The organism is Streptomyces sp. NPDC001514 (genome assembly GCF_053597075.1).
Genome location: NZ_JBSFHO010000003.1, coordinates 300,562 through 321,760 on the forward strand (window position 1 = coordinate 300,562; position 21,199 = coordinate 321,760).

At 70.2% G+C, this 21,199-nt stretch carries 19 protein-coding genes; 5 read left to right on the forward strand and 14 right to left on the reverse strand.

Annotated elements, in window-relative coordinates; all coding sequences use genetic code 11:
- The first annotated feature begins 128 nt into the window (after nucleotides 1-128).
- Nucleotides 129-1,265, forward strand: coding sequence for a glycerate kinase (locus tag ACWCXB_RS05905; protein WP_450719409.1), 1,137 nt, complete (start codon nucleotides 129-131; stop codon nucleotides 1,263-1,265).
- 69 nt (nucleotides 1,266-1,334) lie between these two features.
- On the opposite strand, the gene ACWCXB_RS05910 is transcribed toward ACWCXB_RS05905, so the two are convergent.
- The 3 genes from ACWCXB_RS05910 to ACWCXB_RS05920 all read right to left on the reverse strand — a co-directional run bounded on the left by ACWCXB_RS05910 (nucleotide 1,335) and on the right by ACWCXB_RS05920 (nucleotide 3,763).
- On the reverse strand, nucleotides 1,335-1,778 hold the full coding sequence (locus tag ACWCXB_RS05910; RefSeq protein ID WP_450719543.1) for an HPP family protein: 444 nt from the start codon (nucleotides 1,776-1,778) through the stop codon (nucleotides 1,335-1,337).
- Between the two features lie 466 nt (nucleotides 1,779-2,244).
- Nucleotides 2,245-3,129 (reverse strand): CDP-diacylglycerol--serine O-phosphatidyltransferase, encoded by an 885-nt coding sequence (gene pssA / locus ACWCXB_RS05915; RefSeq protein ID WP_450719411.1) that lies wholly within the window; start codon nucleotides 3,127-3,129, stop codon nucleotides 2,245-2,247.
- On the reverse strand, nucleotides 3,116-3,763 hold the full coding sequence (locus tag ACWCXB_RS05920) for a phosphatidylserine decarboxylase (RefSeq protein ID WP_385422841.1): 648 nt from the start codon (nucleotides 3,761-3,763) through the stop codon (nucleotides 3,116-3,118). Before ACWCXB_RS05920 ends, pssA begins: the two co-directional genes overlap by 14 nt.
- Before the next feature lie 2 nt (nucleotides 3,764-3,765).
- Between ACWCXB_RS05920 and ACWCXB_RS05925 the strand changes: the two genes are divergently transcribed.
- Nucleotides 3,766-3,930, forward strand: a complete 165-nt coding sequence (locus tag ACWCXB_RS05925; protein ID WP_450719413.1) for a hypothetical protein — start codon at nucleotides 3,766-3,768, stop codon at nucleotides 3,928-3,930.
- A 3-nt stretch (nucleotides 3,931-3,933) separates the two neighbouring features.
- Here ACWCXB_RS05925 and ACWCXB_RS05930 read toward each other — a convergent pair whose 3' ends face one another.
- The 7 genes from ACWCXB_RS05930 to ACWCXB_RS05960 form a co-directional block, all read right to left on the reverse strand.
- Entirely contained in the window at nucleotides 3,934-5,139 is a 1,206-nt protein-coding gene (locus ACWCXB_RS05930; RefSeq protein ID WP_450719415.1) for an acyl-CoA dehydrogenase family protein, read from the reverse strand.
- A 2-nt stretch (nucleotides 5,140-5,141) separates the two neighbouring features.
- The gene (locus ACWCXB_RS05935; protein WP_450719417.1) at nucleotides 5,142-5,666 is read right to left on the reverse strand and encodes a MaoC family dehydratase; all 525 of its coding nucleotides are present in this window, start codon (nucleotides 5,664-5,666) and stop codon (nucleotides 5,142-5,144) included.
- 5 nt (nucleotides 5,667-5,671) lie between these two features.
- Nucleotides 5,672-6,637: an HpcH/HpaI aldolase/citrate lyase family protein gene (locus tag ACWCXB_RS05940; RefSeq protein WP_450719419.1), complete on the reverse strand. Its 966-nt coding sequence runs from the start codon at nucleotides 6,635-6,637 to the stop codon at nucleotides 5,672-5,674.
- Entirely contained in the window at nucleotides 6,634-8,646 is a 2,013-nt protein-coding gene (locus ACWCXB_RS05945) for a protein meaA (protein ID WP_450719421.1), read from the reverse strand. Before ACWCXB_RS05945 ends, ACWCXB_RS05940 begins: the two co-directional genes overlap by 4 nt.
- A gap of 16 nt (nucleotides 8,647-8,662) precedes the next feature.
- Nucleotides 8,663-10,000 (reverse strand): crotonyl-CoA carboxylase/reductase, encoded by a 1,338-nt coding sequence (ccrA, locus tag ACWCXB_RS05950; RefSeq protein ID WP_450719422.1) that lies wholly within the window; start codon nucleotides 9,998-10,000, stop codon nucleotides 8,663-8,665.
- Nucleotides 10,001-10,437: 437 nt separating this feature from the next.
- Entirely contained in the window at nucleotides 10,438-11,244 is an 807-nt protein-coding gene (locus ACWCXB_RS05955; protein ID WP_450719424.1) for a TetR family transcriptional regulator, read from the reverse strand.
- 91 nt (nucleotides 11,245-11,335) lie between these two features.
- Nucleotides 11,336-13,117: a 3-hydroxyacyl-CoA dehydrogenase family protein gene (locus ACWCXB_RS05960; protein WP_450719426.1), complete on the reverse strand. Its 1,782-nt coding sequence runs from the start codon at nucleotides 13,115-13,117 to the stop codon at nucleotides 11,336-11,338.
- A 316-nt stretch (nucleotides 13,118-13,433) separates the two neighbouring features.
- Between ACWCXB_RS05960 and ACWCXB_RS05965 the strand changes: the two genes are divergently transcribed.
- Nucleotides 13,434-14,009 (forward strand): HEAT repeat domain-containing protein, encoded by a 576-nt coding sequence (locus tag ACWCXB_RS05965; protein WP_450719428.1) that lies wholly within the window; start codon nucleotides 13,434-13,436, stop codon nucleotides 14,007-14,009.
- On the opposite strand, the gene ACWCXB_RS05970 is transcribed toward ACWCXB_RS05965, so the two are convergent.
- From ACWCXB_RS05970 to ACWCXB_RS05985, 4 genes are all read right to left on the reverse strand, one after another.
- Nucleotides 14,002-14,526, reverse strand: a complete 525-nt coding sequence (locus tag ACWCXB_RS05970; protein ID WP_450719430.1) for an N-acetyltransferase family protein — start codon at nucleotides 14,524-14,526, stop codon at nucleotides 14,002-14,004. The two genes, ACWCXB_RS05965 and ACWCXB_RS05970, sit on opposite strands and share 8 nt — an antisense overlap.
- Nucleotides 14,523-14,960 carry a RidA family protein gene (locus tag ACWCXB_RS05975; protein ID WP_450719432.1) on the reverse strand — a complete coding sequence of 146 codons (438 nt, stop codon included), beginning with the start codon at nucleotides 14,958-14,960 and terminating at the stop codon, nucleotides 14,523-14,525. Before ACWCXB_RS05975 ends, ACWCXB_RS05970 begins: the two co-directional genes overlap by 4 nt.
- Nucleotides 14,961-15,013: 53 nt before the next feature.
- Nucleotides 15,014-16,621 (reverse strand): alpha/beta hydrolase, encoded by a 1,608-nt coding sequence (locus ACWCXB_RS05980; RefSeq protein WP_450719434.1) that lies wholly within the window; start codon nucleotides 16,619-16,621, stop codon nucleotides 15,014-15,016.
- Between the two features lie 134 nt (nucleotides 16,622-16,755).
- A complete protein-coding gene (locus ACWCXB_RS05985; protein WP_450719436.1) occupies nucleotides 16,756-17,835 on the reverse strand; it encodes an Rv2578c family radical SAM protein in 1,080 nt (359 codons plus the stop codon).
- A 134-nt stretch (nucleotides 17,836-17,969) separates the two neighbouring features.
- On the opposite strand from ACWCXB_RS05985, the gene ACWCXB_RS05990 reads away from it, so the two are divergent.
- Complete coding sequence (locus ACWCXB_RS05990; RefSeq protein WP_450719438.1) at nucleotides 17,970-18,413, forward strand: SRPBCC family protein; 444 nt, start codon at nucleotides 17,970-17,972, stop codon at nucleotides 18,411-18,413.
- Nucleotides 18,414-18,768: 355 nt separating this feature from the next.
- The gene (locus ACWCXB_RS05995) at nucleotides 18,769-21,117 is read left to right on the forward strand and encodes an MFS transporter (RefSeq protein ID WP_450719545.1); all 2,349 of its coding nucleotides are present in this window, start codon (nucleotides 18,769-18,771) and stop codon (nucleotides 21,115-21,117) included.
- Nucleotides 21,118-21,199 lie beyond the last annotated feature (82 nt).

Genomic DNA, 21,199 nt, shown 5'->3' on the forward strand with positions numbered 1-21,199 from the left:
TACGTTCCGTGCTCATGGCGGCCCACTATGGTGCGACATACGGCGTTATCAGGGGGTGGCACGCCGTCTCGGGGTGCGGATAGGGTCGGGGCGGCGCGACTGCCTGTTCGAAAGCAAGGGATAGCAAGGTGACGGACGGAGCAGTTACTGCCGCGCGAGTGCTCGTCGCGGCGGACAAGTTCAAGGGCTCGCTCACGGCCGTGCAGGTCGCGGAGCGGGTGACGGCAGGGCTGCGGCGGGTCGTCCCGGGGCTTCCAGTGGAGACCCTGCCCGTCGCCGACGGCGGAGACGGCACGGTCGCTGCGGCGGTCGCCGCGGGGTTCGAGCGCCGTGAGGTGCGGGTGACGGGACCGACCGGCGAGCCCGTGACGGCCGCCTTCGCGCTGCACGACACCACGGCCGTGGTGGAGATGGCGGAGGCGTCCGGCCTCCAGCATCTCCCCGAGGGGGCCTTCGCTCCTCTCACGGCGACGACATACGGCTCCGGCGAGCTGCTGAGTGCCGCGCTGGACGCGGGGGCGCGGACGATCGTCTTCGGCGTCGGGGGCAGCGCGACGACGGACGGCGGGGCCGGGATGCTGGCCGCGCTGGGTGCGCGCTTCCTGGACGCGGACGGCAAGCCCGTCGGCCCCGGCGGCGGCGCGCTGATCGACGTGGCCTCCGCGGACCTGTCCGGCCTCGACGCCCGTTTCAAGGACGTCGACCTGGTCCTCGCCAGCGACGTGGACAACCCGCTGACCGGACCGAAGGGGGCACCCGCCGTCTTCGGCCCGCAGAAGGGTGCGTCGCCGGAGGACGTCGCCGCGCTGGACGCCGCGCTCGCCCACTACGCCTCCGTCCTCGGCCCCGAACAGGCCGGGCTGCCCGGCGCGGGCGCGGCAGGTGGCATCGGCTACGGCGCGCTGGTCGCGCTCGGCGCGAGCTTCCGCCCCGGTATCGAGGTGATGCTCGACATCCTGGGCTTCGCCCCGGCGCTGTCCCGGGCGACGCTCGTCATCACCGGCGAGGGCTCCCTGGACGAACAGACGCTCCACGGCAAGGCCCCGGCGGGCGTAGCCGCGGCCGCCCGCGCGGAGGGCAAGGACGTCGTCGCGGTCTGCGGCCGCCTCGCGCTTCCGCCCGAGGCCCTCGGCAAGGCCGGCATCCGTCGCGCGTACGCCCTCCTGGACCTGGAGCCGGACCCCGCGGTCTGCATGGCGCAGGCGGGTCCGCTGCTGGAGCGCGTCGCGGAGAACATCGCACGGGACTTCCTCGCCGGAGGCTGACCCTCGGCCCTGGACCCAGCGGCCGCGTGCCCCCGCCGGAAACCGTCCGGCGGGGGCACGCGCGTGTCCCTACCACCAGTAGCTGGGATACCGGGGCGTCTTCCCGCTGCGCCCCGCGACGATGCCCATGGCGACGATGATCGCCGTGGCCAGCAGCAGAAGCAGCAGGAAGCTCGCTGGAGCGGGCTCGGTGAGCACCACGATGACCGACGTCGCGGCGGCGGGTGAGTGCGGCGCACGGGCCAGCCCCATCACGCCGATGGCGAGACCGCCGGCCACCGCAGCGGTCCACAGTGAACTGCCGCCCACCGCAAGGGCGATGAAACCGACGACGGTGGAGATGAGCTGGCCGCCGACGACGCTGCGGGGCTGGGCGAGCGGCAGCGCCGGGGCGGCGAAGACGAGGGCCGCGCTGGCGGCCAGCGGCGGGATGAGCACCGTCTGGTCGAGTGCCGCGCCGATCGCGACCAGAAGGACCAGCGCCACCACGCTGCCCAGGGTGGCGATCGAGATGGCGGACTTCGCCGCGCGTGACGGGGCCTTGCCGGCCCAGGCGATGGCGAGGCGTCGTACGGCGGTGCGCTCGGTCGTCGAGGTGTCGGACACGGCTGTTCCCTCCCACAGAGCTGCCCGGAGCTTGTGGGAGCACCATACTGTATGCAGTATGCATCTGGAATGAGGCTGCGACGTCCGCCCACAACCTGCTCCACCCGACCGTCCCCCGGCCGTTTCGCCGGTGTTCCGTTCTTGGTCGGACCTGCACGGCGCGAGGGGTCCTCTCCGTCGGGTCTGCCCGCCGCGGCGGACGAAGTTCGCGGCCTGGCGGAGCGCGCTGCTGGACCGGGTGGAGCGCGATGCGCCCACGAGGCCACTCGGCGCGCCACGCCTCCTCCGGGCCGTGAGCAGCACAGTGGCGGTCGAGCACGACGAAGGGCCCGGGTGCCGTGCACCCGGGCCCTTCGTCGTCGTACGAAAACGGCTACGGCAGCTGCGCCGAAGCCCGCGCCTCACGCCGGTTGTCCCGGAACGTGTTGACCCGCCGCGCCGTCGCGAACAGCGGGATCGTCGCCGCGAGCACGATCTGCAGCGCGCAGCCGGTCTGGAGCAGCAGCTGACCGCCCGGCGCGTCGAACGCCCAGGCCGCCAGCAGACCCATCGCGGACACGATCCAGCCGAGCATCGCCACCGCGAGGACACCCCGCGGCTTCGGGTACTCGACCCGGCTCACCATCAGCCAGGCCGTGCCGATGATCGCCAGCAGCGTCGGGATGAACGGCAGCTCGAGGAGCACGATCGAGACGACCGTCAGCGCACCGAAGGGGCTCGGCATGCCCTGGAACATGCCGTCCTTCATCGTCACGCACGAGAATCTGGCCAGTCGCAGCACGACCGCGAGCAGCACCACGATCGCGGCGACCGCCGAGACCTTCTGGTGGGCGTCGTCGGCGACCATTCCGTACACGAGGACGAAGTACGCCGGCGCCAGCCCGAAGCTGATCAGGTCGGACAGGTTGTCCAGCTCCGCGCCCATCGGCGAGCTGCGCAGCTTGCGCGCCACGAGCCCGTCGCAGAGGTCGAAGATCGCCGCGCAGAGCATGAGGATCACGGCGGTCGCGGCGGAGTGCCGCGCCATGCCGCTCTCGCCGCTGCCGACAAGGTGGGGAATCAGGATTCCGGTGGTGGTGAAGTACACCGCCATGAATCCGCACGTTGCGTTACCGAGCGTGAGGGTGTCCGCTATCGAGAGCCGCAGGGAGAGGGGCATCTCCTCGGCTTCGTCGGCGGCCCCGGACACGGACGCGGACTCGGAGCCTTCGGCATCCCGAACCCAGCCCGCCTCTGTCTCGGGATCAATCACGGTCAATGCGAGTCACCCCCGCAGTCGTGGCCTGGCCGACCTCGACAGCGACCTCGACACCCGCGGGGAGGTAGATGTCGACCCGCGAGCCGAATCGGATCAGGCCGATGCGCTCACCCTGCTCGACCTTGGTGCCCTGCGGGATGTACGGAACGATGCGACGGGCGACGGCGCCCGCGATCTGGACCATCTCGATGTCACCGAGCTCGGTGTCGAAGTGCCAGACAACGCGCTCGTTGTTCTCGCTCTCCTTGTTGAACGCCGGGACGAATCCGCCGGGCACGTGCTCGACGGACGTCACCGTGCCGGCGAGCGGAGCGCGGTTGACATGGACGTTCAGCGGGCTCATGAAGATGGCGACGCGGGTGCGCCCGTCCTTCCACGGCATGATGCTCTGCACCACACCGTCGGCCGGGGAGATGACCCGGCCCTGGGCGATCTCGCGCTCGGGGTCGCGGAAGAACCACAGCATGCCCGCCGCAAGCGCGGTGGTGGGCACGGCGATGGCGGCGGCACGCCTCGACCGGCGCGCACGCGCCAGGCTCAGGGCCGCGGTCGCGACGGTCGGCAGAAGCCACGGCGATGCTCCGCGCGCGAGGCGGACACGGCCGCGTGGTGCAGAGGTTTGGCTGTGGGGCATGGATGACCTTCGTAGCGGATGATGCCGCGCTGGCAACAGGGGGACGGCGGCTTTCCGGCGATGCTATCGGTTGCGGGCCGCAACTGGGCAAGCCAGAACTCGAGTCGGCGGCCGGAAGGCGATCACAGGGTGTGATCTTCTTCGCGGCCAAACCGACTCAAAAGTGACGATCAGCCCTGGAACCGGTACTCCTCGAGGAGCCGGCGACCAATGATCATTTTCTGGATCTCGGCGGTACCTTCGCCGATCAACAGCATCGGAGCCTCGCGGTAGAGGCGCTCGATCTCGTACTCCTTGGAGAAGCCGTAACCGCCGTGGATACGGAAGGCGTCCTCGACGACTTCCTTGCAGTACTCGGAGGCGAGGTACTTCGCCATCCCTGCCTCCAGGTCATTTCGTTCCCCGGAGTCCTTTTTGCGTGCTGCGTTGACCATCATGGCATGGGCGGCCTCGACCTTGGTAGCCATCTCGGCGAGCTTGAACTGAATGGCCTGGTGCTGCGCGATCGGCTTTCCGAAAGTGTGACGCTGCTGGGCATAGGAGACACCCAGTTCAAACGCACGCTGAGCGACGCCACAGCCACGCGCCGCCACATTCACGCGGCCGACCTCCACTCCGTCCATCATTTGGTAAAACCCTCGGCCGGTGGTGCCGCCGAGGACCCGATTGGCCGGAATGCGCAGTCCGTCCATGATGAGCTCGGTCGTGTCGACGCCCTTGTAGCCCATCTTGTCGATCTTCCCGGGGATGGTGAGGCCGGGCCGGACCTCTCCGAAGCCGGGCTCCTTCTCGATCAGGAAGGTCGTCATCGACTTGTGCGGGGCGGTGCCCTCGGGGTGTCCTTCGTCACTTCGGACGAGAACCGCGACCAGAGTCGACGTGCCGCCGTTCGTCAGCCACATCTTCTGGCCGTTCAGGACGTACTCGTCGCCGTCCTTCACCGCCTTCGACGTGATCGCCGACACATCCGAGCCGAGACCCGGCTCGGACATCGAGAACGCGCCACGCACCTCGCCGGCCGCCATCCGGGGCAGGAAGTAGTCCTTCTGCTCCTGCGTGCCGTGCTGCTTCAGCATGTACGCCACGATGAAGTGCGTGTTGATGATGCCCGAGACGGACATCCAGCCACGGGCGATCTCCTCGACGCACAGCGCGTACGTGAGCAGGGACTCGCCCAGGCCCCCGTACTCCTCGGGGATCATCAGGCCGAAGAGCCCGAGCTCCTTGAGGCCGTCGACGATCTGCTGCGGGTACTCGTCACGGTGCTCCAGCTCCGTCGCGACCGGAATGATCTCCTTGTCGACGAAATCCCGGACGGTCGACAGGATCTCCTGCTGGATGTCGGTCAGACCAGCGGTCTGGGCGAGTCGGGCCATGACTACTTCTCCGCCTTCTTCGAGGGCTCGATCAGCTCCGGGCGGCCGGGCTGCTCGCCGCCGCGCTCCTTGATGTACGTCTCGGTGGGGACCATCACCTTGCGGCGGAACACGCACACGAGCGTTCCGTCCTGCTTGTAGCCCTTGGTCTCGACGTAGACGATCCCTCGGTCGTTCTTCGACTTCGACGGGGTCTTGTCGAGCACGGTCGTCTCGCCGTAGATCGTGTCGCCGTGGAAGGTCGGCGCCACGTGCCGCAGCGACTCGATCTCCAGATTGGCGATGGCCTTGCCCGAGACGTCCGGCACGGACATGCCGAGCAGCAGCGAGTAGATGTAGTTGCCCACGACGACGTTCTTGCCGAAGTCCGTCGTCTTCTCCGCATAGTTCGTGTCCATGTGGAGCGGGTGGTGGTTCATCGTCAGGAGACAGAAGAGGTGGTCGTCGTACTCCGTGACCGTCTTCCCGGGCCAGTGCTTGTAGACCGCCCCGACCTCGAACTCCTCGTACGTGCGTCCGAACTGCATGATTCTCAGGCCTCCGGGGCTTCGAACTTCGAGGTACGGGTCATTCCGGCGGCGCGGCCCTTGCCGGAGATGACCAGGGCCATCTTGCGGCTGGCCTCGTCGATCATCTCGTCGCCGAGCATCGCCGAGCCCTTCTTGCCGCCGGCCTCGGACGTGTAGTACTCGTACGCGTCCAGGATCAGCTCGGCGTGGTCGAAGTCCTCCTGGGAGGGCGAGAAGATCTCGTTGGCCGCGGCGACCTGGTCCGGGTGAAGCACCCACTTGCCGTCGAAGCCGAGGGCGGCGGCGCGCTGGGCGACGGCGCGGTAGCCCTCCTGGTTGCGGATCTGCAGGTACGGGCCGTCGATCGCCTGGAGGTTGTGCGTACGGGCCGCCATCAGGATGCGCATGAGGATGTAGTGGTACGCGTCCGCCGGGTAACCGGGCGGCTGCTCGCCCACGACCAGCGACTTCATGTTGATGGAGGCCATGAAGTCGGCCGGGCCGAAGATGATCGTCTCGACGCGCGGCGAGGCGGCCGCGATCGCGTCGACGTTCACCAGACCCTTGGCGTTCTCGATCTGCGCCTCGATACCGATCTTGCCGACCTCGAAGCCCATGGTCTTCTCGATCTGGGTCAGCAGCAGGTCGAGGGCGACGATCTGCTCGGCGTCCTGCACCTTCGGCAGCATGATGCAGTCGAGGTTCTGGCCCGCGCCCTCGACGACCGTCACGACGTCCCGGTACGTCCAGTGGGTCGTCCAGTCGTTGACCCGCACGACGCGCGTCTTGCCCGTCCAGTCGCCCTCGTTGAGGAACTTGACGATCGTGTGCCGGGCCTCGGGCTTGGCGAGCGGCGCACACGCGTCCTCCAGGTCCAGGAAGACCTGGTCGGCCGGCAGGCCCTGGGCCTTCTCCAGGAACCGCGGGTTCGAACCGGGGACCGCGAGGCAGGAGCGGCGCGGGCGCAGCCGGTTGACGGGCGTGGTCATGCGGGGACCTCCAGAGGGTCGAGCTTGTTCGCTGTACGGATCTCGTCGACGATACGGCCGATGATCTCCGTGATACCGAAGTCCTTCGGGGTGAAGACGGCGGCCACACCCGCACGCTTCAGATCCTCGGCATCGCTGTTCGGGATGATCCCGCCCACGATCACCGGGATGTCGGACGCGCCCGCCTCACGCAGGCGCGACAGTACGTCAGGGACCAGCTCGGCGTGCGAGCCGGACAGGATCGACAGGCCCACGCAGTGCACGTCCTCCGCGAGCGCGGCATTGACGATCTGCTCAGGTGTGAGCCGGATGCCCTGGTAGACCACCTCGAACCCCGCGTCGCGGGCCCGCACGGCGATCTGCTCGGCGCCGTTGGAGTGCCCGTCCAGGCCGGGCTTGCCGACCAGCAGCCGCAGCCGGCCGGAGCCGAGCTCGTCGGCGGTACGGGCCACCTTCTCGCGTACGAGCGCCAGCGGCGTACCCTCCTCGGCGGTCACCGCGACCGGCGCGGACGAGACGCCCGTGGGGGCGCGGAACTCGCCGAAAACGTCCCGCAGCGCCCAGGCCCACTCGCCGGTGGTGACGCCCGCTCGGGCGCACTCGACGGTGGCGTCCATCAGATTGCCGTCACCGGCCGCCGTGGCCTTCAGCGCCGCGAGGGCGTCCTGGGCCCGGCCCTCGTCGCGGTTGTCGCGCCACTCGTGGAGCTTGGCCACGACACGGGCCTCGTTCGCCGGGTCGACCGTCATGATCGCGGTGTCGAGGTCCGCGGTGAGCGGGTTGGGCTCGGTGGTCTCGAAGATGTTGACGCCGATGATCTTCTCTTCGCCGGCCTCGATCCGGGCCCGCCGCTCGGCGTGCGAGGACACCAGCTGCGACTTCAGATACCCGGACTCGACGGCCGCCATCGCGCCGCCCATCTCCTGGATCCGCTCGATCTCGGCGAGCGACTCCGTGACCAGGGCGTCCACCTTGGCCTCGATGACATGCGAGCCCGCGAAGATGTCCTCGTACTCCAGCAGGTCGGACTCGTGCGCGAGGACCTGCTGGATGCGCAGCGACCACTGCTGGTCCCAGGGCCGGGGCAGACCCAGCGCCTCGTTCCACGCCGGGAGCTGTACGGCGCGGGCGCGGGCGTCCTTCGACAGCGTCACGGCCAGCATCTCCAGGACGATGCGCTGGACGTTGTTCTCAGGCTGGGCCTCGGTCAGGCCGAGCGAGTTGACCTGGACGCCGTAGCGGAAGCGGCGTTGCTTGGCGTTCTCGATGCCGTAGCGCTCACGCGTGACCTTGTCCCAGATGCGGCCGAAGGCGCGCATCTTGCACATCTCCTCGATGAAGCGGACGCCCGCGTTCACGAAGAAGGAGATCCGGGCGACGACATCGCCGAACTTCTCCTGGGGCACCTGCCCGGAGTCCCGTACCGCGTCCAGGACGGCTATCGCGGTGGACATCGCGTAGGCGATCTCCTGGACGGGTGTGGCCCCGGCCTCCTGCAGGTGGTAGCTGCAGATGTTGATCGGGTTCCACTTGGGGATGTGCGCCACCGTGTAGGTGATCATGTCGGTCGTCAGACGCAGCGAGGGACCCGGCGGGAAGACGTGCGTCCCGCGCGACAGGTACTCCTTGACGATGTCGTTCTGCGTCGTGCCCTGGAGCCTGGTGATGTCGGCGCCCTGCTCCTCCGCGACCACCTGGTAGAGCGCCAGCAGCCACATGGCCGTTGCGTTGATGGTCATCGAGGTGTTCATCTGCTCCAGGGGGATGTCCTGGAACAGCCGGCGCATGTCACCGAGGTGCGAGACCGGGACCCCGACCCGGCCGACCTCGCCGCGGGCGAGGACGTGGTCGGGGTCGTAGCCGGTCTGTGTCGGCAGGTCGAACGCGACCGAGAGGCCGGTCTGGCCCTTGGCGAGGTTGCGCCGGTACAGCTCGTTGGACGCCTCTGCCGTGGAGTGACCGGCGTACGTGCGCATGAGCCACGGCCGGTCCTTCTGACGCTCTGTCATCTGGTGGACCTCTGACTCAGATGTTCCGGAAGCGGTTGATGGCGTCGAGGTGCTTGGCGCGCATCTCCTCGTCGCGCACGCCCAGTCCCTCGCGGGGCGCCAGCGCGAGCACGCCGACCTTGCCCTGGTGGAGGTTGCGGTGCACGTCGTACGCGGCCTGGCCGGTCTCCTCCAGGGAGTAGACCTTCGACAGGGTGGGGTGGATCTTGCCCTTGGCGACCAGACGGTTGGCCTCCCAGGCCTCGCGGTAGTTCGCGAAGTGAGAGCCGATGATGCGCTTCAGGGACATCCACAGGTAGCGGTTGTCGTACTCGTGGTTGTACCCCGACGTGGACGCGCAGGTCACGATCGTGCCGCCCTTGCGCGTGACGTAGACGGACGCGCCGAAGGTCTCACGGCCCGGGTGCTCGAAGACGATGTCGACGTCCTCACCGCCGGTGAGCTCGCGGATGCGCTTGCCGAAGCGCTTCCACTCCTTCGGGTCCTGGGTGTGCTCGTCCTTCCAGAACTTGTAGCCCTCTGCGTTGCGGTCGATGATCGCCTCGGCGCCCATCGCGCGGCAGATGTCGGCCTTCTGGTCGCTGGAGACGACGCAGATGGGGTTGGCGCCGCCGGCGAGGGCGAACTGGGTCGCGTACGAGCCGAGGCCACCGCTCGCGCCCCAGATCAGGACGTTGTCGCCCTGCTTCATCCCGGCGCCGTTGCGGGAGACCAGCTGGCGGTACGCGGTGGAGTTGACCAGGCCCGGTGCCGCCGCCTCCTCCCAGCTCAGGTGCTGGGGCTTGGGCATCAGCTGGTTCGACTTGACCAGTGCGATCTCCGCCAGGCCGCCGAAGTTGGTCTCGAAGCCCCAGATGCGCTGCTCGGGGTCGAGCATCGTGTCGTTGTGGCCGTCCGAGGACTCCAGCTCGACGGAGAGGCAGTGTGCGACGACCTCGTCACCGGGCTGCCAGGCGTTGACGCCCGGGCCGGTGCGCAGGACGACGCCGGCGAGGTCGGAGCCGATGATGTGGTACGGCAGGTCGTGGCGCTTGGTGAGCTCGGAGAGCCTTCCGTAGCGCTCAAGGAAGCCGAAGGTCGAGAGCGGCTCGAAGATCGAGGTCCAGACGGAGTTGTAGTTGACCGAGCTGGCCATGACCGCCACGAGCGCCTCACCGGGGCCGAGCTCGGGGATGGGCACGTCGTCGAGGTGGAGCGACTTGCGCGGGTCCTTCTCGCGCGTCGTCAGGCCCGAGAACATCTCGGTCTCGTCCTTGTGCACGGTCACCGCACGGTACGACTCGGGGAGGGGCAGTGCGGCGAAGTCGGCGGACGTGGAGTCCGGCGACTGAATCGCGTCCAGGATTTCCTTCACGGTGTTGCCTCCGGCGAAGAGCGTTCGATTTCGGGGAACGCTGAGGGGAACGTCGGGGAGTGCTGCTTCGGAGGTGCCGTCGGTTCGGCGGGGGTGGTGCTGTGGCAGCGCTTTTGTGGGCGCGGGAGGTTGCCTGTGACGCAGGCGTCCGGGCGCGCGAGCCGGGAGGCTTGCGGGGACAGCCGGCGTACGAGTCTTCTCTGCACGCCGGCCGCCCGGACAACATCAACGTATGGCACCGCGTGCCAGGCCGCAAGACACTGGGTGCCAAGAATTTCACTCAGATGCAATCTGGGCGTCACAGATGAGCGATGATCGATCGAAGTGAGGGCGAGGAGACGGCAATGGCCGCCCCTGGGAGGGGCGGCCATGAGCGCGTGCGGCGTATGTGGAGCCTTGTGGCTCGTCTGTGCGGGCAGCCGTGGGGCCGCCCCGCGTCACCTCTTCCTGAGCGCCTGCTCGATCGTGCGCATGACCTCCGGCAGCGACGCGTCCGTGCGGGCCACTGCCACCAGGACCTCGCCGGTCGACTCCACCTGGGCGGCAGGGCCCCGGTCGGTCGCGGTGCGGCCGGCGCCGATGCCCGTGCCGAAGGTGTCGCGGACGATGTCGAAGGCGTGGTCCAGCTGCGCCTCCACGTCGCCCTGGCCGCCCGCCCGGAGCCAGCGGCGCAGCACGTGGTTGTGCGCGGTGACGACGGCGGACGCCGCCACCTCGGCGAGCAGCGGATCGTCATTGCCGTCGTGGTGGTCGCGCTCGTCGAAGTGGCCCAGCAGATAGCGGGTGAACAGCCGCTCGTAGCGGGCCACCGAGGCGATCTCGCGCTCGCGCAGCGTGGGTACCTCACGGGTGAGGCGGTAGCGCTCGACCGACACCGCGGGCGAGGACGCGTACATCTTCATGACTTCCTTGATGCCCCGGCACACGGTGTCGAGCGGGTGCTCATGGGCGGGGGCGGCGTTCAGCACCGCCTCGGCGCGCACCAGCGTGTCGTCGTGGTCCGGGAAGATCGCCTCTTCCTTGGAACGGAAGTGCCGGAAGAAGGTCCGGCGCGCGACCCCGGCCGCCGCCGCGATCTCGTCGACGGTCGTCGCCTCGTACCCCTTGGTCGCGAACAGTTCCATCGCCGCCGCGGCCAGTTCCCGGCGCATCTTGAGCCGTTGAGCGGCGGCGCGGCTGCCTGCGGCGCTCTCCGGGGCCTCGGAGGCGGCGGTGGCACGGGGTGACTTGGCGGGCTGGGGCATGACCTGAACGTACTGCATTTGTGCAGGAGAGTGCGCCTCCGGGGCAGGGCTGCCCGAAGACCGGAGCAGCCCTCCCCACGGCCCCTGCGGCTCAGCGCCGGGCATATTCGCGGAAGCCGCGCCCCGTCTTGCGGCCGAGGCAGCCCGCGGCCACCAGGTGCTCGAGCAGCGGTGCGGGGGCCAGGCCCGGGTCGCGGAACTCGCGGTGGAGCACCTTCTCGATGGCGAGCGAGACGTCGAGGCCGACGACGTCGAGCAGTTCGAAGGGGCCCATCGGGTAGCCGCCGCCGAGCTTCATCGCGGCGTCGATGTCGTCGAGGGACGCGTAGTGCTCCTGGACCATCTTGATCGCGTTGTTGAGGTACGGGAACAGCAGCGCGTTGACGATGAAGCCGGCGCGGTCGCCGCAGTCCACCGGGTGCTTCCTGATCTTCGCGGTGACCTCGCGGACGGTGGCGTGGACATCGTCGGCGGTCAGGACCGTGCGGACCACCTCGACGAGCTTCATCGCCGGGGCCGGGTTGAAGAAGTGCATGCCGATGACGTCCTGCGGGCGCGAGGTGGCACGGGCGCAGGCGACGACGGGCAGCGAGGAGGTGGTGGTGGCGAGCACCGCGCCCGGCTTGCAGACCTTGTCGAGGGTGGCGAACAGCTGCTGCTTGATCTCCAGGTCCTCGGCGACGGCCTCGACGGCCAGGTCGACCTCGGCGAAGGAGTCGAGCGAGCCGGCCGCGGTGATCCGGGCCAGCGTCTCCTCCCGGGCCTCGGCGGTCATCCGGCCCTTGTCGACAGAGCGCGAAAGAGACTTGGCGATACGGGACTTGGCCGTCTCGGCCTTCTCCTGGCTGCGGGCGGCGAGGACCACGTCGTAGCCGGCCTTGGCGAAGACCTCGGCGATGCCACTCGCCATCGTGCCCGACCCGGCGACACCGACCGCGTGAACCGGCCGGCCGCCGGCGGACTGCGCGGCCTCCAGGGGCGTCAGCGCGTCGCGCACCACCGTGCCGCTGTCCGGCGCCTCGTACGTGTAGAAGCCGCGGCCCGACTTGCGGCCGGTCAGGCCCGCCTCGCTGAGCTGCTTGAGGATCGGGGCGGGGGCGTGCAGCCGGTCCCGGGATTCGGCGTACATGGCGTCGAGGACGGTGCGGGCGGTGTCGATGCCGATCAGGTCGAGCAGTGCGAGCGGGCCCATGGGGAGGCCGCAGCCGAGCTTCATCGCGGCGTCGATGTCCTCGCGCGAGGCGTACTTCGCCTCGTACATGGCGGCGGCCTGGTTGAGGTAGCCGAAGAGTAGTCCGTCCGCGACGAACCCGGGCCGGTCGCCGACCGCGACGGGCTCCTTGCCCAGGTCACGGGCCAGCGCGGTGACCGCCTCCACGGCCTGCGGGGCGGTCAGCACGCAGGAGACCACCTCGACGAGCTTCATCGCCGGGGCCGGGTTGAAGAAGTGCAGGCCCAGCACGCGCTCGGGGCGCGCCGAGTCCGCGGCGAGGCGGGTGACGGACAGCGCGTTGGTGCCGGTGGCGATGATCGCGTCCGGGCGGACGATGGTGTCGAGCTCGCGGATGACCTGCTGCTTCGTCTCGTACGACTCGGGCACGACCTCGATCACGAGGTCCGCGTCCGCGGCCGCCTGCAGATCGGAGAAGGTGCGGAAGCGCGCGAGGGTGTTCCGGCGCTCCTCCTCGGTGATGCGTTCGCGCTCGACGGCGCGAGCGGTGGCGGCTTCGAGGGTGGTGGCGGCGTGGCGGGCGGCGGCGTCGCTGATGTCGATGCCGATGACCTCACGGCCGGCGCGGGCGAGGACCTCGGCGATACCGGTGCCCATCGTGCCGAGGCCGACGACGGCGATGGTGGAGAGAGGGGTGTCCATCACGGGACTCCAGGAATGAGTGACGACTGAGGGAGGGCGCGCGTGCGCAAGGGGCGCGGAGATGCGCGGAGGTGCGTGTCGCGGTGAGGCGCGCGGCGATGCGCGCTCTGGGGGCGACGGACTCTGTCCCGGAGTCGCGTCGTACAGAACTGCCGAACCGACAAGCACTCGCGGCGGCTGCGTCACCAGGCCGCCGAGAGCTGTGCGGGTGTGGCCCGCTCACATGAGGTTAACCGGTGGGTAATGAGCGCGCCAGCCCTGTGCGGATGTGATCTGCACCGCGTGCCGCCCGCCCTGCTCCTCTACGCTTCCCGGCATGGACGCGGATCTGCTCGACCTCGCCCGGCGTACCGAAGCGGACCTGACCGGTCCCGCGGACGAGGAGCTGCACCGCCGGCTGACCGTCACCGCGGACCTCGATGAACTCGCCCTCGTGCTCACCGAGTACGAACGCCCCTTATGGGCGCGGGAGATCGCCGCCTTCCGCCTCGGCTGCGCCGGGGACCGCCGCGCCTTCGAGTCGCTCGTGCTGCTCCTCAACCACCGCGACCCCGAGCGCTGTGTCTCCGCCTCCTACGCCCTGACCCGCCTCGGTGACCCTCGCACGCCCCGCGCGGCGGCCGCCCTCGCCACCAATGAGCTGCGGGTCGCCTACGCCCTCCTGCCGGTCCGCCTCCTTGCCCGGCTCCGCGCCCCCGAATCGGCCCCGGCGCTGATCACCACCCTGGAGCGGCGGCTGGCACCGGGCGACCCCCACTGGCGCGTCGCCCTCGCCTGTGTCGAGGGCCTCGGCGCGCTCGCCGACGAACGCGCCCGCCCGGTCCTGGAGTCGGCCCTCGCTCACCCCCGGCTGTCCGCCGCCGCCTCCGCCGCGCTCAGCCGCCTCACGTAGACCGCCTCACATAGCGCACCTCGTCCACCGCGACCCCGCCCACCTCGAACGGCTCCTCGGCACCGTCGGGTGCGAACCCGGCCTTCTCGTAGAAGCGGCGCGCCCGTGCGTTCTCCTTGAGCACCCACAGCAGGAGTGTGCGCCGGCCGTCCGCTTCCGCCCGGGCCAGCAGCTCCGCCATCAGCGCCCGCCCCACGCCGGTGCCGATGCACCCCGGCCGCACGTAGAGCGCATACACCTCGCCGTCGCCGCTCGCCGTGCCGTCCTCTTCGCGGTACGGCCCGTAGCAGCCCCAACCGACCACCTCGCCGGCCTGCTCCGCGACCACATTGACCATCCCACTGCCGGCCGCGGCGGCGAGACGGTCCCGGCGGCGCTCGGCGTCCTCCGCCTCGCTCATCGCGTCGAGATACGCCTGCGGCATCAGACCCGCGTATGCGTGCCGCCATCCGGCGACCCGGACGGCCGCGACCGCCTCGCAGTCGGCGTCGGTCATGTCCCTCAGCCGCATGCTCATGCCTCACACGCCCCGGGCACCACCGCGAACGCCTCGATCTCCATCAGCAGCCGGGGATCGACCAGCGAGGCGACCTGCACCGCGGAGCTCGCCGGAAGGCGGTCGCGGTCGATGAAGGCGTCGCGGGCGTCGCGGACGGCGGTTATGTGGGCGATGTCGGTCAGGAAATACGTCAGCTTCACCACGTCCTCGAAGCCGGCGCCCGCCGAGGCGAGGCAGCGGCGCAGGTTCTCGAAGACCTGGTGGGCCTGGGCGGCGGGGTCTCCCTCGCCGACCACCTTGCCGTCCTCGTCCAGGGCGATCTGGCCGGATACCGCGATGAACGTGCCGGTGCCCATCACCACATGGGTGTAGCCGGTGCCGGGGGCGACGCCGTCAGGGGCGTGGACGCGGGTGAGGTGCGAAGGCAGCCTCGAAGGCGGGTGCGAGGTCATGTCCTGCATCCTGGCTCACGCCACTGACAGCGAGCCAGTCAGTTCCGGTCCAGTCAGTTCCGGTCCAGTCGGTTCCGGTGACCGAGGGCCCTGTGCAGCGCCGCCCCCGCGCGGGCCTCGTCCGTCGTGCCGGCGCGGGCCGTGGTCTTCAGGGGCTTCGGCTCAGGGGTGCGTGCGCAGACCGCGTCGGCCTCGCCGGCCGTGCTCGACGCGGGCACCCTGCCGGTGGCCAGATAGCCCGTCAGATAGCGGTCCAGGCATCTGTTTCCGGCCAGCGTGATCGCGTGGTTCCCGCCGCCCTCCTCGACGACCAGACGGGAGCCGTGCAGCCGGTGGTGGAGGGCGACGCCGCCCTCGTAGGGAGTCGCCGCGTCGTCCGTCGCCTGGAAGATGAGCACCGGGGGGAGCGCGACGTTCGACACGTCCGTCGGGTGGAGCGGCGGGACGGGCCAGGTGGCGCACGGCGCGTTGTACCAGACGTTGTTCCAGGCGGAGAACGGTGCCTTGGCGTGGATCGTCCAGTTGTCCCTGCGCCAGAGAGTCCAGTCCCGGGGCCACTCGGCGTCGCGGCACTGCACCGCCGTGTAGACGGAGTAGCTGTTGTCGCGCTCGCTGTCGGGCGCGCCGAAGTTCTGGTACGCCTCCACCAGCGGGCCCCCGTCCTTGTGATTCACGTACGCCGCGAACGCCTCGGCCAGGTGCGGCCAGAAGCCGTCGTAGTAGCCGCCCGGCATGAACGTGTCCTCCAGTTCGCCCGGGCCGACCTTCCCGCCCGCCGGCTCCCGGCGCAGTGCCTCGCGCATCGTGTACCACGCGGCCTCGACCTTCGCCGGGTCGGTGCCCAGCCGGTACGTCCTGTCGTGCTTGGCCACCCACGCGACGAAGGCCTTGTGGCGGGCGTCGAAGCCGAGGTCCTGGGCGAGGTTGTCGTCGTACCAGACACCGCTCGGGTTCACCACGGAGTCGAGCACCGCACGCCGCACCCGGTTCGGGAAGTACTTGGCGTACACGGCACCCAGATACGTGCCGTAGGAGTATCCCAGGTAGGAGATCTGCTGGGCGCCCAGCGCGCGCCGGATGGCGTCCATGTCCTTCGCCGCGTTCACGGTGCTCATATGGGGCAGCAGATCCCCGTACTTGGCCGCGCATGCCTGCGTGAACGCCGCCGCCCGCGCCAGATTCGCGACCTCCTCCGTCTGCGCGTGCGGCACCGAGTCGGGGCGTACGGGCGCGAAATGGCCCGGCTTGCAGTCGAGCGCCGGCCTGGAGGCGCCCACACCGCGCGGGTCGAAGCCGATCACGTCGTACTGCGCGGCGACCTTGGCGGGCAGCGAGGCCGCCACGAACCCGGCCAGTTTCACCCCGCTCGCACCCGGTCCGCCCGGGTTGACCAGCAGCGGTCCCTGGAAGGCCTTGGCGGTGTGCCGCACCCGTGACAGAGCGAGCGTGATCTGCCGGCCGCGGGGCTCCGCGTGGTCGAGCGGCACCTGCAACTCGGCGCACTCGAGCTTCGGATGCTCCTCCGTGGCGCAGCTCCGCCAGGTCAGGACGCCCGCGGCCGGTGGCTGCGCCGGTCCTGCCGTCGCCGGGGACGGCGCGCCGGCGATCAGCCCGGTCACCGCCGCTCCGGCGGCGACCAGCGCTCCTGTGCGTCTGTACATATGGCCTCCCGTGGTGGCGGGGGCGCGGCCCGGAGCGGCACAGCCCCGGCGGCAGCGTTCCCGGATTCCCTCCCGGAAGGACATGTTCGATTCAGACTTGACCCGTTTGCGCCCGAAGCTTCGCTTCCGGCTGCTCAGAGCAGGGTGAGTTGCGTGGCGCCCGGCTCCGCGAGAGCCGGCTCGACGGGCACCGGGATCCGCCGGGGAGTGCCCCGCTGTGCCGGGCCGATCCCGAACTCCGCGGCGAGTTCGTGCACATGACGTGTGATGCGCCGCTGGTACCACTTGGGCGCGTACGCCCCCTCCGCGTACAGCCGCTCGTACCGCCGCACCAGATGCGGATGCTCCCGGCCGAGCCACGCCATGAACCACTCGCGCGCCCCGGGCCGCAGATGCAGCACCAGCGGTGTCACGGATGTCGCCCCGGCCGCGGCGATCGCCCGGACGGTCGCCCTCAGCTGGTCCGGGTGGTCGCCCAGGAAGGGGATGACCGGCGCCATCAGCACCCCGCAGCCGATGCCGTGCTCCGTCAGCGTCCGTACGACATCGAGGCGCCGCTCCGGCGACGGCGTCCCCGGCTCCACCGTCCGCCACAGCTCCCGGTCCGTGAAGCCGACCGAAACGGAGATGCCCACCTCGGTGACCGCGGCGGCCTGCCGCAGCAGGTCCAGATCGCGCAGGATGAGCGTTCCCTTGGTGAGGATCGAGAACGGGTTCGCGTAGTCGCGCAGGGCGCCGATGATCCCCGGCATCAGCCGGTAGCGCCCCTCCGCCCGTTGATAGCAGTCGACATTCGTGCCCATCGCTATGTGCGCGCCCTGCCAGCGGCGCGAGGCCAGCTGGCGGCGCAGCAGCTCGGGCGCGTTGATCTTGACGACGATCTGGCTGTCGAAGCCCAGCCCGGTGTCGAGATCCAGATAGCTGTGTGTCTTGCGGGCGAAGCAGTACACGCATGCGTGGGTGCAGCCACGGTACGGATTGACGGTCCACTCGAACGGCATCCGCGAGGCCCCCGGCACCCGGTTCAGGATCGAACGGCCACGGACCTCGTGGAAGGTGATCCCGCGGAACTCCGGGGTGTCGAAGGTGCGGGTGGTCACGGCGTCCGTGCCGAAGAGCGCGATGTCCCCGGTCGCGGCGGCGCTCTCGGAGTCCGTGGCGTTCCGGTCGGCCCGGTTGTTCCGGGGGTTCTCGGCGAGATTGTCCCAGCGCATGGGCGCCTCCTCGGTAGCACTGAGCACAGAATAGAACACATGTTCCCTTGATCGTCGCAACTCTGATTTGGGGGGCCGCGCGGAAGGTGATTGGCTGGGGATCACCCCAACAACCGAGTGCTGGAGGATGAGCCATGGCGCAGGTCGAGGCCACGACGGAGCGGATCATCGCGGCGGACGCGGAGACCGTGTTCGACATGCTGGCCGACTACAAGGACACCCGCGCGAAGCTCCTGCCCGGGCACTTCAGCGAGTACGCGGTGCGCGAGGGCGGCGACGGCGAGGGCACCCTCGTCCACTGGAAGCTCCAGGCCACCAGCAAGCGCATCCGCGACTGCCTGCTCGAGGTGACCGAGCCGACCGACGGGCAGCTCGTGGAGAAGGACCGCAACTCCTCCATGGTCACCACGTGGACGGTCACGCCGGCGGGCGAGGGTCGCTCCAAGGCCGTGGTCACGACCGTCTGGAACGGCGCCGGCGGCATCGGCGGCTTCTTCGAGCGGACGTTCGCCCCCAAGGGTCTCGCGCGGATCTACGACGAGCTCCTCGCCAAGCTCGCCGCCGAGGTGGAGAAGTAGTCCCCGGCACGCCCCCTCGCGGGTCGCGGTAACGGTCACCGTTTCGAGTGGTTTTCCCCGCGGCTCCACCGTGCGCCCGGCGCACAGGACGCCGCGGGAAAGCTCCTGATGAGCGCCCGTGGTGCGCCCCGCGTGAACCCGGTCCGCCCACCGCCGCACCTTCTCCCGGTAACGTCCCGCTTGCTCCTTCTTGGCGCGTAATGCGAAGAATGGCGCCGCGCAGCCGCGACGAGGGGAGCAGTACGTGGGCGGGATCACGCTGGTGAAGGACGGTCAGGCCGACGGGGCGGCGGCCGGACCCCGGGACGCCAACCCCGCCGACGCGGACACCGCGGACAGCCCCCGGCCGGCCGATATCCCGGCCGAGGGGGCGCCGGCCCCGGCTCTCAGCCCCCGCCGCGTACGCCTCGTCTTCTTCGGCCTCATGCTCGCGCTGCTGCTCGCCGCGCTGGAGCAGATGATCGTCGCCACCGCCCTGCCGAAGATCGTCGGTGAACTCCAGGGCCTGGACCGGATGCCCTGGGCGATCACCGCCTATCTCCTCACCGCCACCATCGGCCTGCCCATCTACGGAAAGCTCGGCGATCTCTACGGCCGCAAGGGGGTCTTCCAGTTCGCCATCGTCGTCTTCGTCATCGGCTCCGCCCTCGCCGGCTGGTCGCGCACGATGGACGAGCTCATCGCCTTCCGCGCCATCCAGGGCATCGGCGCGGGCGGCCTCATGATCGGCGTGCAGGCGATCATCGCCGACATCGTCCCGGCCAGGGAGCGCGGCCGCTTCATGGGGCTGATCGGCGCCGCGTTCGGACTCGCGTCGGTCGCGGGCCCGCTGCTCGGCGGCTTCTTCACCGACCACGTCTCGTGGCGCTGGTGCTTCTACTTCAACGTGCCGTTCGGCCTCATCACGCTCGCCGTCGTCGCCGTCGTCCTCGAACTGCCGAAGCCGGCGGCGCGGGCGCGCTTCGACGTCCTCGGCGCCTTCTTCCTCACCGCCGCCTCGACCTGCCTGGTCCTGCTGACCAGTTGGGGCGGTACGGAGTACGCGTGGGACTCACGCGTCATCCTCGGACTCGCCGCGGGCGCCGCCGGAACCACCCTGCTCTTCCTGGTCGTCGAGCACTACGCGCCCGAACCGGTCATCCCCCTGCGGCTGTTCCGCGATTCGGTCTTCAACGTCACGAGCCTGGTCGGGGCCGTCGTCGGCGTCGCCCTCTTCGGCGCTGCCAGCTATCTGCCCACCTTCCTTCAGATGGTCGACGGCGCCAGCGCCACCGAGTCGGGGCTGCTGATGCTCCCCATGATGGGCGGCATCGTCGCCGCCTCGATCGCCTCCGGGCAGCTCATCAGCCGCACCGGCACCTACAAGGTGTACCCGGTGCTCGGCACCGCCGTCTCGGCCGTCGGCATGTGGCTGCTGTCGCGCCTGGAAAGCGACACCACGCGGCTCGAGTACTCGGTCTGGCAGGCGGTCCTCGGCATCGGCATCGGCCTCGTGATGCCCGTCCTCATCCTGGCCGTCCAGAACGCCGTGCCGCCCGCCGACCTCGGCACCGCCACCAGCGCCAACAACTACTTCCGGCAGATCGGCGGCAGCGTCGGCGCCGCCGTCTTCGGCACCCTCTTCGCCGACCGCCTCACCGACTCCCTCGCCGATCGGCTCCCGGCCGGAGCGGGGCTGCCCGCCCCGGAATCCATCACCCCACAGCTCGTCCATGCCATGCCGCCCGCAGTGCGCGACGGCTACATCCAGGCGTACGCGGACGCGATGCCGCGGATCTTCCTCTACCTCGTGCCGGTGCTCGTCCTCGGCCTCGTCCTCGCCTTCTTCCTCAAGGAGAAACCGCTGGTGTCCCACAACGCCCCCGCCACCGCCGAGCCCACGTCCGTACCGCACGCCCGGACCGGGCACCGGGTCCCCGCCCCCGCGCCCGCCCCGGCCTGCAACGCCGGAGTGCCCGTCTGCGGCACCGTCCAGCACCACGACGGCACCACCGTTCCGCGCGCAGCCCTCACCCTCATCGATGTGTACGGGCAGCAGGTCGGGCGCGGCGCGAGCGGGGAGGACGGGCGGTACGCGCTCAGCGTCCCCGGCTCCGGCTCGTACGTCCTCATCGCCGCGGCCGGCGGCCACCAGCCACAGGCCGTCTCGGTCACCGTCGGCGAACGGCCCGTCGAGCTCGATGTCGTCCTCGGCGGCGCCGGGCGGCTCGCCGGCAGCGTCGTGACCGCCGACGGCAGCCCGGTGCGCGACGCCGCGGTGACCCTCACCGACGTACGCGGCGAGGTCGTCGCCAGTACCCGCAGCGGACGCGAGGGCGGCTATGTGATCTCCGAGCTGGTGGCGGGGGAGTACACGCTCGCCGCGAGCGCCCCCGCCTTCCGCCCCGCCGCGCTCCCCGTGAGCGTCCAGGCTTCCCGCGAGACCCGGCAGGACATCGAACTCGCGGGCGGCGCCGTGCTGCGCGGCACCGTGAGGGCCGGGGGCGGACGGCCCGTCGAGGACGCGCGCGTGACGCTGCTCGACGCGGCCGGCAATGTCGTCGACACCCTCACCACGGGACCCGACGGAACCTTCCGCTTCGTCGACCTGTCCTCGGGCGAGTACACGGTCATCGCTGCAGGTTACCCGCCGGTCGCCACCGTGCTGCAGGTCGCAGGCGGTGGACGCACGGAGCGCGATCTCCAGCTGGGCCACGAGGACTGACGTTCCGTCGGCGGGTCCGCCCGGTCCGCGGTTCCGTGCGCGGGCGCACGACCGATTCCGTCGATGCCCGGCGCACCGCGGG

What these genes read in the sequence shown, in the direction of transcription:
- ACWCXB_RS05990 (WP_450719438.1), top strand. Translation starts at nt 17,970, where the DNA reads ATGGCGCAGGTCGAGGCCACGACGGAGCGGATCATCGCGGCGGACGCG.
- ACWCXB_RS05940 (WP_450719419.1), bottom strand. Translation starts at nt 6,637, where the DNA reads ATGACCACGCCCGTCAACCGGCTGCGCCCGCGCCGCTCCTGCCTCGCG.
- ACWCXB_RS05955 (WP_450719424.1), bottom strand. Translation starts at nt 11,244, where the DNA reads ATGCCCCAGCCCGCCAAGTCACCCCGTGCCACCGCCGCCTCCGAGGCC.
- ACWCXB_RS05970 (WP_450719430.1), bottom strand. Translation starts at nt 14,526, where the DNA reads ATGAGCATGCGGCTGAGGGACATGACCGACGCCGACTGCGAGGCGGTC.
- ACWCXB_RS05930 (WP_450719415.1), bottom strand. Translation starts at nt 5,139, where the DNA reads ATGGCCCGACTCGCCCAGACCGCTGGTCTGACCGACATCCAGCAGGAG.
- ACWCXB_RS05960 (WP_450719426.1), bottom strand. Translation starts at nt 13,117, where the DNA reads ATGGACACCCCTCTCTCCACCATCGCCGTCGTCGGCCTCGGCACGATG.
- ACWCXB_RS05935 (WP_450719417.1), bottom strand. Translation starts at nt 5,666, where the DNA reads ATGCAGTTCGGACGCACGTACGAGGAGTTCGAGGTCGGGGCGGTCTAC.
- ACWCXB_RS05925 (WP_450719413.1), top strand. Translation starts at nt 3,766, where the DNA reads ATGACCTTCGTAGCGGATGATGCCGCGCTGGCAACAGGGGGACGGCGG.
- ACWCXB_RS05945 (WP_450719421.1), bottom strand. Translation starts at nt 8,646, where the DNA reads ATGACAGAGCGTCAGAAGGACCGGCCGTGGCTCATGCGCACGTACGCC.
- ACWCXB_RS05980 (WP_450719434.1), bottom strand. Translation starts at nt 16,621, where the DNA reads ATGTACAGACGCACAGGAGCGCTGGTCGCCGCCGGAGCGGCGGTGACC.
- ACWCXB_RS05965 (WP_450719428.1), top strand. Translation starts at nt 13,434, where the DNA reads ATGGACGCGGATCTGCTCGACCTCGCCCGGCGTACCGAAGCGGACCTG.
- ACWCXB_RS05920 (WP_385422841.1), bottom strand. Translation starts at nt 3,763, where the DNA reads ATGCCCCACAGCCAAACCTCTGCACCACGCGGCCGTGTCCGCCTCGCG.
- ACWCXB_RS05985 (WP_450719436.1), bottom strand. Translation starts at nt 17,835, where the DNA reads ATGCGCTGGGACAATCTCGCCGAGAACCCCCGGAACAACCGGGCCGAC.
- ACWCXB_RS05975 (WP_450719432.1), bottom strand. Translation starts at nt 14,960, where the DNA reads ATGACCTCGCACCCGCCTTCGAGGCTGCCTTCGCACCTCACCCGCGTC.